This window comes from Dechloromonas sp. ZS-1, assembly GCF_039649255.1.
GTDB lineage: Bacteria > Pseudomonadota > Gammaproteobacteria > Burkholderiales > Rhodocyclaceae > Azonexus.
This window is the reverse complement of sequence record NZ_JBDIYD010000003.1, coordinates 451168-460401: the sequence shown is the minus strand read 5'-3', so window position 1 is coordinate 460401 and position 9234 is coordinate 451168. Positions and strand designations below refer to the sequence as shown.

Sequence of the window (9234 nt, the reverse complement as noted above, 5' to 3'; positions counted from 1 at the left end):
CTTCTTCATGTCCAATCTCCTTGTCGTGATGGATTGGACTCTAAAGTCAGGCGCTACTCAATTCCGGGGGGACGTCGGACGGACCATTGATAGCTGGCGTCCTCGTCGAATTCGATGATTTGACGAGGTACCCCTGCCACGAAACGTAGGTCACCTTCTTCGAGTAGTTCGTTGAGGCGAAGATGGAAGGCAGTTAGATGATTCCATTGCGGTGGTTCGCTTTGGACTAATCGATAGCCAATCATCGACATGGGGCGGGTTACAAGGCATCGAGCAAGAAAACCCGAACCTCGGAACGATTCGCCCTTTTTTTGCATAAATTCGGATAATATCGCTTCCTGAACCTGCACCGACAGGGTGCAGCGAGGATTTATGGCTGTGTGAGTATCGTCTGCTCGGTCGATGATGATCGACTCCCCGCCCCAGGCCATGTTGAGACTGGTGAAGCGCTGCTGCAATAGGTCACTCTTCAGGACTGCATCTCCCTCGCTCGCGCTGATAAAAATAGATTCGCCATTCCCTTCGAGTGCGTTCATGATGGCGGCGTGGGTTAAGTCTTGGCGAACGAGGCGACGAATTCGGATAGGTTCCGGTTTGGAATTATCGAGATCTGCTAGCTTTATTTCGATTACGGCGGTGGATTCGCCTTTTTCGATGAGTTTAGACATCCGTCGAGTGAGGGCGGAACGTATCGTTTGCCAGCGATCTTTTTCGATTTCAAAGGCTTGACGTTGTTGCAAGAGACGTTTTTCTTCAAGCAGGTCCCTTTGGTGCAGGGGTTTCGCGACCAATTCGTCCAAGGTCGTCTTGCGTTCTCCGCTGTTGGCAATCGTCAGTGTGAACATGGATGTAGGCCTGATCTGTCCCGTGGGTAATCGGACGTCGGCAACTCGCTGAACCGCAGCAGCCATGGTCGATAGAAACGATGGTCCGACCATGGACATAGGTACCTGGATGGCCTCAAAAACTTCTTCCATTGCCAGCGAAATCGGTTTGAAAAATGCCCCCAGAGGATAGATTGCCTGATTGTGAGGGGCGTTCATGCTGCCTCCCCCTTTTGTGCACCGTTGGTATTTTTGAGATTGTTGATTTCAGCGGCATTCCAGAAAAGGCGCAGATTAGCTGCCTTTCGAGGCCGGACGCCGAAGTACGATCCATTTTTGGAAAGCGCTTTTCGCAAGGTTTGCGGACGAAGATGTAGAATTCCGGCTGCTTGCTTGGTGGTTAGGTCGCTATCGACAATGTATGGCGATTGGTTGTTTGGGGGGGTTTTGGGCATTGCGGTCTCCAGATGAGGTAAGAAAATGTTCTTCGTCGATTTCGTTGAAGAACATCGCTATCACCTCATGCATCCCAATGAGTAATTTTGGGGCGCATTAAAGACCTAGTATCCATGCGGCGTTGCAGCCGTTTGGCCGCATCTGCCAGGATATGAGGCATGTTTCGGGAGCATCTGAGTGGACCCGAAAAGTCCAATTGAGATGGTTGCTATGAGGATGCGCTCTCACCTTACAAGTAAGAGTCCAAATCAAGAGCCAGCTTTTTCCAGGCATCTTCCCAACAGCGTAAATGAGAGGTAAAAATTTTCTCTAATTGCTTTGGGGTTACTTGCATATTGTCGTTGTAACGAGATGATGATTCCTTGGGGAGCTCGATTTTCACACCACCTATGAGGCTCTGCGCAATTATGAGTGGATCCCAAGTCGCGCCACCTTTGACTCCTCGACGTCCCCTTTCGATTCTGGCGGGATTAAGCCAATGAGGAGGGGATTTCAGCATAGTCGCCCACTGCCTTCGGTTCTTTCCTAGGATGCCTGCAAATGCATCCGCTATTTCTTTTGAATTTGGATAACAGCTAACGCCATCCGGCAGACTTTTCTTTGTTTCGGATTTGTTGTCAGGCGTTTTGGTTTTGCTTTGTATGGTGTCTGGCTCTAGGTAGGTGTGCCAGTTAGGAAAAAATGGGTCTTTTTGTGGTGCTATGCACTGTACCTTGTGTTTACTCAACAAGTCCGTGATGTTGTCAAATTTGAAGCCAATCTGCTCAGCTTCTGTTGGTATCATTAATTGAGAATTTGGTGCGTGAATAGATGTGTGATCGAAGGAAAACTGAATTGCATATCGGAATCGCTCAACTGCTTTGTACCATTCGTTAGAGAATTTTCGTTCCGCGCCGGCTATTTCTGCTAAAAGATTTAAGCATCTGTTCTTTGCATCAATGGTGGCGACGATGTTGGTCGACTCATGATTGAAGTCATAACATTTGGCTTCGGGGGCTTCTTCTGCAATAAGTAGGTGTAGCGTTCTCGCTGCTCGTGAGTAGTTTAGGAAGCTTGGCAAGGTACTGGGGTAAAGATCAGGCATCGAATCTATGTCGCTACTGCTTATATTGACCAGAGGAGGCCAACGGTATTGGTTCAACTCACTTTGGGGTATATCAATCCCTTGAGCAATAGCATCCAGCACTGATTGTAAGGTGATGTAGGGCTGCTCTTTTCTCAATCTTTCTAATTTTGAAATAAAGTCTTCGGAGTCTGAATTTTGCTCGGGGTTGTTTGCGAGTCCATCCGCTTTGTGGCTCATGTGTAGGCTCCAGTGGATCAGTTATCAGTATCCAACTGCATGATATGTGAGGAGGGCGCTGATTGCATGGCACTCTGTCCGGTTCATCACGTGCTTCTGGAATTAGATAGAACAGGGGCTTAGTGTTTGGTATTTTGGGATGAAAGAATGGCTTCGAGCTTAGCTTCCCAAGCTTTCAGTGCTCTCCGTTTCTCGTCAGTGTAGGTGTGCCGGTCATAGTGGGCTGACTGCACTCCCGATAGCCCATGACTGAGTAGTTGGGCGCGAGTGTCCTTGCTGATACCCATGCCAGCTAGCATCGTTTCGACAGTACGGCGAATGTCTCGCAGATTGAATGATTCTCCCTTCATGCCCGCGCATATTTCAGCGGCACGAATGCCCGGTGTCTCAAAAGTCATTGCCACGCGGCCATGGGTGGAGAAGAGCCAAAGATTACTATAAATAGGCTCTCTGCATTGTTCCTTGGCCTTCGCGGTTTCCCGTTCCTTCGCTCTGGTAACGAGGCTGGAAACGATTTTCGCGGCCTCGGGTGCAAGCGGCAGTAGATGTTCGCGTGGTGTAGTGCGCTTTCCCTTGCTATCCCAAAGGCGTAGTGTTTGCGTCTGGTCGTCGTAGTCGCCAATTTTTGCGCGGAGCAGTTGTGCCATGCGTTGCCCGCCGGCATAAAGCGCCAATTTTAGGGATTGGTCAGATAGGTCGCTTCCGAGTGAAGCCATGTAGGTCTTCAGCTCATTGGTAGACAGAGTGCGATTGCCTGCTTTGATTTTAATGGCAGGAATTGCGTCTACCGGATTGTACGAGATACTAAACGGGATCAGGTCAGCAGGTAGTGAGGCATCAAACGGCGCTTTCTTGGCAGCGTTATATGCAGCAGATAGGTAGCTGCGAAGTATGCCGGCTGCTCGTTCCTTCCCGGTCTCACGTACTTTGCGAACCAATCCGGCTATCAGCAGGGAACTAACCTCATTGGCAGGCAGGTTGGCTACATCATTGCTGAAAACGTGGCACTTAAATGCTGAGCGAGTAGCAGCAGCACTTCTACCCTTGCCGTTAACTTCAAGATGTTTCGTATAAGTCTCACAGAGTGCTCGAAGGGTGTATCGCTTGCGGTTCTCAGCCTCGGTTGCTGCGGCAACTTCAGCTGCCTTTGCTGCGGCTTTGGCGGCGATTTCTTCCTTGGCCAGTTCGCGAGGGTCAATTCCTGTGTCGATTAGCCGTTGCAGGCGTCGGGCTTCTTCTCGGGCATCATCAAGATTCCATGTGTCTACGCTGCCAATAGTGACGCGAAGAGGGATGCCATTCAGCTTGCCAGAATAGACGAATGATTTTGAGCCGGCTGGAGTAACCCTAACCGATAACTGGCGAGGGGCGTCATCGAATACATAGACAGCTTGATTGCCCTGTGGCGATTGTAGTTTTCGAATGCGTTCCAGTGTCAGATGAATGCGGGTGGTTGCCATGACAATTGCTCCTCAATTGCTCCCTATGTTAGCAATGGCAATCAATGCTTATCAACTGGAATTTTATGTATATTATTGATAGTATTGTATTAATATGCTTTTTTGTGTTGATCTGGATTGTTCTAGATTGACTGATTGTGTGATTCGTAATCAGTAGGTCGAGTGTTCGATTCACTTCAACGGCACCAATGAATTCAGGCACTTAGCCCCGGTCAAAAGCCGGGGCTTTTTGCTTTTTAAGGGATTGAGTCCGTATCGCCCCCGGTCTTGCTGTTTGTACGGCGCAGCGCTCTGATGAGTTCCGTGCGCAAGGGGGCAACCGGCAGCCAGTCAGGGCTGCCGGCGGTGGTGCAGGATTACTGCGCCGGGAAATACATCTTGGCTTTGTCGAGCTTGTAGCTCCACGGCAAATTGGCGTTTTTCCAGCCGTTGACCGCACGACGACCGTTGGCGGCGCCGGTTTTTCCCATGTCGCCTTCGAAACCTTCCGGAATGCTATAGACCTGGGTGTAGCCATGCAGGCTGAGCAGGTCGGTGGCTTTGGCGCTGCGATCGCCCGAGCGGCAGATCAGGATGATCGGGCTGTGTTTGTTGAGGCCTTTGGCGGCGAGGCGGCGGGCTACTTCGTTCGGGAAGTCGACATTCGGTTCGAGCAGGTACATGCCCCGCTTGTCATCCCATTCGGCCATGATTTCCTGATGTTCGACGTAGGGCACCAGCGCATCCACCGGGGCGGGCATGCCGACATACATGGCTTCGGCGCGGGTGCGGATGTCCAGGAAAAGGACATTTTTGCCATCGCGTTGCACCATGTCGAGCGCCTGCTGCGGGGTCAGGTAGCGTCCCTGTTTGCTTTGCTTGATGCTGGGCAGCGTGTTCCAGTCTGCATTGCCCGGGGCCCATTCCTGTGCGTTGGCCAGGGTTACAAGCATGCAGAAAGCGGCGGCGCTGAGCGTCTTTTTCATGTTTCCTCCCATAAATTAGCGCTTCATTATCCGGCATTCCGTCGGGAAACGGGATGCCGGATGTCATGTCGGGCTCAGACCATGCCGGGGTTGTTGCCGATGCCCTTGAGGGTCGGGAGATTGAGATTGACCGGTTTGACCGTTTTGAGGTCGCGCAGATAGCGGGCAACCAGCTCCCAGATCGGCTCGCCTGAGTTTTTGGCTTCTTCGGAGACCGGTGCCCAGCCCGCCACCTTGTAGGTTTTGCCGGCATCCAGCGGTTTGCCCTTCAGGGTCAGGTTCTGGATGCGCTGGCCCATCCTGGCGGTCGGGTCGCAGGTGTATTGCAGCCCGCCGACGCGCACCATGTCGCCGCCTTGCTGGTAGTAGGGATCGGGGTTGAAGAGGTTGTCGCAGACATCTTCCAGCACCGTCTTGATGGTTTCGCCGCTCATCATCGTGACCGTGGTCCAGGGGTAGGTGATGGCAGTCTGGTCGAGCACATGCTCCATCAGGATGGGCTGGCCGGGCAGCAGCGAGGTGCCCCAGCGGAAACCGGGCGAAAACGCGATTTCGGCTTCTTTTTCCTTGAGCAGGGCATCGAGGATGAGCTGATCGAAGGTGCCGTTGAAGTTGCCGCGACGGTAGAGCAGGCCCTCCGTGACGGCGAGTTTTTCGTTCAGCTTGCCGAGATAGGGGGCGCGTACCTTGTCGATCAGGGCCTGCATGTCCTTGTCGGCCGGCAGCATGTTGGCGAAGACGGGCAAGAGCTTGTAGCGGAAGTCGGCGACCTTGCCGTTTTTGACATCGAAATCGAGGACGCCCAGGTATTTGCCGTTGGAGCCGGCGTTGGTGACCAGGGTCTGGCCGCCGCCATTTTTGACGATGACCGGCGCCGGGACACCATCGTGCGTGTGGCCGCCCATGATCGCATCGATGCCGCGCACCCGGCTGGCCATCTTGAGGTCGACATCCATGCCGTTATGCGACACCACGACGACGACCTGCGCGCCGGCAGCACGGGCTTCATCGACGGTTTTCTGCATGTTGTCGTCCTGGATGCCGTAGCTCCAGTTCGGGATCTGCCAGCGCGGGTTGGCAATCGGGGTGTAGGGGAAGGCCTGGCCGATGATGGCGACGGGGATGCCGTTGATCTTCTTCATCACATAGGGCTTGAAGACCGGATCGCCGAAGTCGGCCGTCTTGATGTTCTGGGCCACGATGTCGATCTTGCCGGCGAAGTCCTTTTCTTCAATTTCCTTGACGCGTTCCTCGCCATAGGTGGCTTCCCAGTGCAGGGTCATGACATCGACGCCGAGGGCCTTGCAGGCATCGACCATATCCTGCGCGTTGGTCCACAGCGCCGTGCCGGAGCCTTGCCAGGTATCGCCGCCGTCGAGCAGCAGGGCGCCCGGCCGGCTGGCCTTCATGCGTTTGACCAGGGTGGCCAGATGGGCAAAGCCGCCGACCTTGCCGTAGGTCTGGGCGGCCTTTTCGAAATTCAGATAGGTGAAGGCATGGGCTTCGAGGCTGTTGGGGCGAAAACCGAAGTGTTTGAGCAAATGCTCGCCGACCAGGTGGGGCACCTGGCCGCGCTGATCGCCCAGGCCGAGGTTGACGTTGGGCTCGCGAAAATAGATCGGGAGCAGCTGGGCATGGCAGTCGGTGATATGCATCAGGCTGACATTGCCGAATTTGGGCAGGTCATAGAGCCTGGCAGCCCCCTTTTCGGCCTGTGCAAAGTCGCTGTGCAAGGCCATGCCACCTGCGGCGGCCACGGCCAGCACCTGAAGAAATTCCCGACGATTCATGCTCATGATTCCATCCCTTGAAAAAATGGCCCGGCGGTTTGGCCGGCCGGGCCCAAGTCACGCAAGTTAGTCTTGATTGACCGGTGAGGCCGGGTCCATCAGAAAGGCCACGATGTGGGTGATCTGCTCGGGCGTCAGCCAGCTGTGCAGGCCGAAGCGCGGCATGTTGGTGCAGGCCGTGAAGGCATTCGAGTTGTAGATCTTGTCGTAGGCGTATTTGACGATCTCGTCCGAGTTGCCCCGGATCTTGCCGAAGTGGTGCAGGCTGGGACCGATCGTGCCGTAGGCCAGCTCCTTCTTGGCCAGTTCGTGGCAGGCGTAGCAGTTGCCGCCGCGCGTTCGGCCTGGCGGGTCCGGCTGGATGAAGCCGATGTGGCCGCCGGTGCCCACGGCGGCGAGCTTCTCGCCTTCGCGCCAGTCGCCCATCAGCTTGCCGTCGACCGGATAGCGGATGGTAGCGCGGTTCTGCTTTTCCAGCGCGGCGCCGATCTTGCGTGGCGGGTTGTCGCGATACAGGCCGCAGGTTTTCATGGTCTCGTCCTGATCCAGGCGCGTCATCCAGTATTTGGGATTGTCGGCGCGGAACGAGGCGCGGAATAGTTGCTCCGCCGCCTGGGCGTGTTTGCCGCCCGGTGGTTCGGGGGCTTTTTCGGCGAAGGCGGAGGCGGTGGCGACGGTCAACGCCGTCAGCAGGGCAAATTTCAGTTTCATGCGCGTCCCCTTGCTCAACGTTTGATGCCCGGCGTTTCCATCACGGTGCCGGATGCGGTTTTTTGCAGGAAGGTTTCCAGGGCGATGACAGCGTCCGACAGATAGTTCGGTTCCGGCCAGCGCGCCTGGCGCATGCAGTCGATCAGGCGGCGCTGCATGGTCCAGACCGCCCCTTGTGAAACCCGATAGGAAGGCCAGGTTTTCATGGCTTCGCCGGCGCCGGCGGGGGTGGTCAGGTTGCCCAGCTCTTGCAGACGGATGCGTTTGCCTTCCTGGCCGTGACAGATGGCGCAGGAAAAGTCCTGGGGCCCTGAGCGGCGATAGAAGATGTATTCCCCCATCTTGGCCATGCGGGCTTCTTCCGGGTGGCTGGCGGGCGCATGAATCTTCAGTCCGTTCGACTTGGCGCCGATGAAGGTGACCAGTGCTTCGATGTCGGATTCGGTGCCCGGTTTGGAATACCAGTGCCGGGTCACCTCGTCGGCCTTGAAGCCTTGCAGGCTGACCATGCAGTGCACAAGTCGGGATTCGACATCCATCACCTTGCCGGTGTCTTTGAAATAGCGCGGCAATTGGGCGTAGGCCCCTTCGAGCTTGCCCGGGCCCAGGCCGAGATCGCAGGCTTCGAGCGAGGCCTGTTTGGGGCCGCGTTTTTCACGCCAGAGGCCTTCGCCCCGCACTTCGAGCAGGTCGGCCGGGTTGCCGTCAGCCAGGGCTTCGCGGTATTTGGCAAGTTCATCATTGACCCGACTGTCCTGGGCGTGTGCCGGCAGGGACGTCAGGCCTGCGGTCAACGCCGCTGCAGCGAGCGTTTTGATCCAAAGTGTTTGTCTCATTTTCTCCTCCAGGGGAAAACGGTGGCGGCGATCTGTGTCGCCTGCCACCGGCGTCTCGCGTCTGCGGTCAGGCGATCACGGCTTCGTCGGTGCGGCTGTCACCCTTGTTGTCCTTCCAGGACACGGTGACTTTCTCGCCCTTGGCGCCGCCTTTGAATTTGAAGGCGAGGTAGGGGTTCTTCGAGACGGCGGTGCCGAACTCGCCCTGCAGGACGACCTTGTCGCCATGCTTGGCCTGCAGTTCGGTGATGAACCAGGCCGGCACGATGGCGCCGTTGGCGTCCTTGCGCTGGCCGGTTTCCATTTCGTGGCTGATCAGCACTTTGACTTCGGTGATGCCGTCCTTGTTGGCGGCGCGGATTTTCATTGGGTTGCCCATGTTTTTTCTCCTGTGTTCTGTCTGTTAGCCGCCGCAGCCGCCGAGGGTGACCTTGATTTCCTTGGTCGCCATGAAGAACTTGCCGTTGGCCTTGACCAGGGCGTAGACGTTCGAGGTTTGGCCCATCTTGACGCGCGTCTGGACGTTGGCTTCGGTGCCTTCCGGCAGGGTGAAGCTGGCGGCCAGGGCATTCGGGTTCTTGTCGATCAGGATGGCGACCATCGTCACGCCCGGCAGGGTTGTGGTGATGCCGACCGGGACGACGGCGCCGTTTTCGGCGATGTCCGGGCCGGTTACCTGGACATCCTTGCTGTCTGCCGGTGCTTCGGCCCCCAGGGCTTTCAGGGTGTCGGCCATGCTTTTGGCGTCAAAAGCAGCCTTGTTCCAGTCGGCCAGGGCCATGCCCGGGGTGATGATGCCGGCGGTGGCCAGCAGGCTGAGCAGCGCGGCACCGGAGCCGGCTTTCAGGACATTGCGACGTTGCGTGTTCATGACTTCTCCTCTGTAGAA

The 9234-nt window shown here is 56.0% G+C and carries 10 protein-coding genes; all 10 read right to left on the bottom strand.

All coding sequences use genetic code 11. The features are described from left to right. Positions 1-53 precede the first annotated feature (53 nt). Positions 54-1043, bottom strand: coding sequence for a YfjI family protein (locus AACO21_RS07360; RefSeq protein ID WP_346191858.1), 990 nt, complete (start codon positions 1041-1043; stop codon positions 54-56). Then, positions 1040-1279 carry a hypothetical protein gene (locus tag AACO21_RS07355; protein WP_346191857.1) on the bottom strand — a complete coding sequence of 80 codons (240 nt, stop codon included), beginning with the start codon at positions 1277-1279 and terminating at the stop codon, positions 1040-1042. Before AACO21_RS07355 ends, AACO21_RS07360 begins: the two co-directional genes overlap by 4 nt. Before the next feature lie 230 nt (positions 1280-1509). Continuing rightward, the gene (locus tag AACO21_RS07350) at positions 1510-2583 is read right to left on the bottom strand and encodes a hypothetical protein (protein ID WP_346191856.1); all 1074 of its coding nucleotides are present in this window, start codon (positions 2581-2583) and stop codon (positions 1510-1512) included. Positions 2584-2702: 119 nt separating this feature from the next. Further along, positions 2703-4043, bottom strand: coding sequence for an integrase family protein (locus tag AACO21_RS07345; protein WP_346191855.1), 1341 nt, complete (start codon positions 4041-4043; stop codon positions 2703-2705). A gap of 356 nt (positions 4044-4399) precedes the next feature. After that, a complete protein-coding gene (locus AACO21_RS07340; protein ID WP_346191854.1) occupies positions 4400-5008 on the bottom strand; it encodes a rhodanese-like domain-containing protein in 609 nt (202 codons plus the stop codon). A 74-nt stretch (positions 5009-5082) separates the two neighbouring features. Continuing rightward, positions 5083-6804, bottom strand: a complete 1722-nt coding sequence (gene soxB, locus AACO21_RS07335) for a thiosulfohydrolase SoxB (protein WP_346191853.1) — start codon at positions 6802-6804, stop codon at positions 5083-5085. A 60-nt stretch (positions 6805-6864) separates the two neighbouring features. Then, positions 6865-7509 carry a sulfur oxidation c-type cytochrome SoxX gene (soxX, locus tag AACO21_RS07330; protein ID WP_346191852.1) on the bottom strand — a complete coding sequence of 215 codons (645 nt, stop codon included), beginning with the start codon at positions 7507-7509 and terminating at the stop codon, positions 6865-6867. 14 nt (positions 7510-7523) lie between these two features. Further along, positions 7524-8345 (bottom strand): sulfur oxidation c-type cytochrome SoxA, encoded by an 822-nt coding sequence (gene soxA, locus AACO21_RS07325; protein ID WP_346191851.1) that lies wholly within the window; start codon positions 8343-8345, stop codon positions 7524-7526. Positions 8346-8412: 67 nt separating this feature from the next. After that, entirely contained in the window at positions 8413-8724 is a 312-nt protein-coding gene (soxZ, locus tag AACO21_RS07320) for a thiosulfate oxidation carrier complex protein SoxZ (protein WP_346191850.1), read from the bottom strand. Positions 8725-8748: 24 nt separating this feature from the next. Beyond that, complete coding sequence (gene soxY, locus AACO21_RS07315; RefSeq protein ID WP_346191849.1) at positions 8749-9216, bottom strand: thiosulfate oxidation carrier protein SoxY; 468 nt, start codon at positions 9214-9216, stop codon at positions 8749-8751. Positions 9217-9234: the final 18 nt, after the last annotated feature.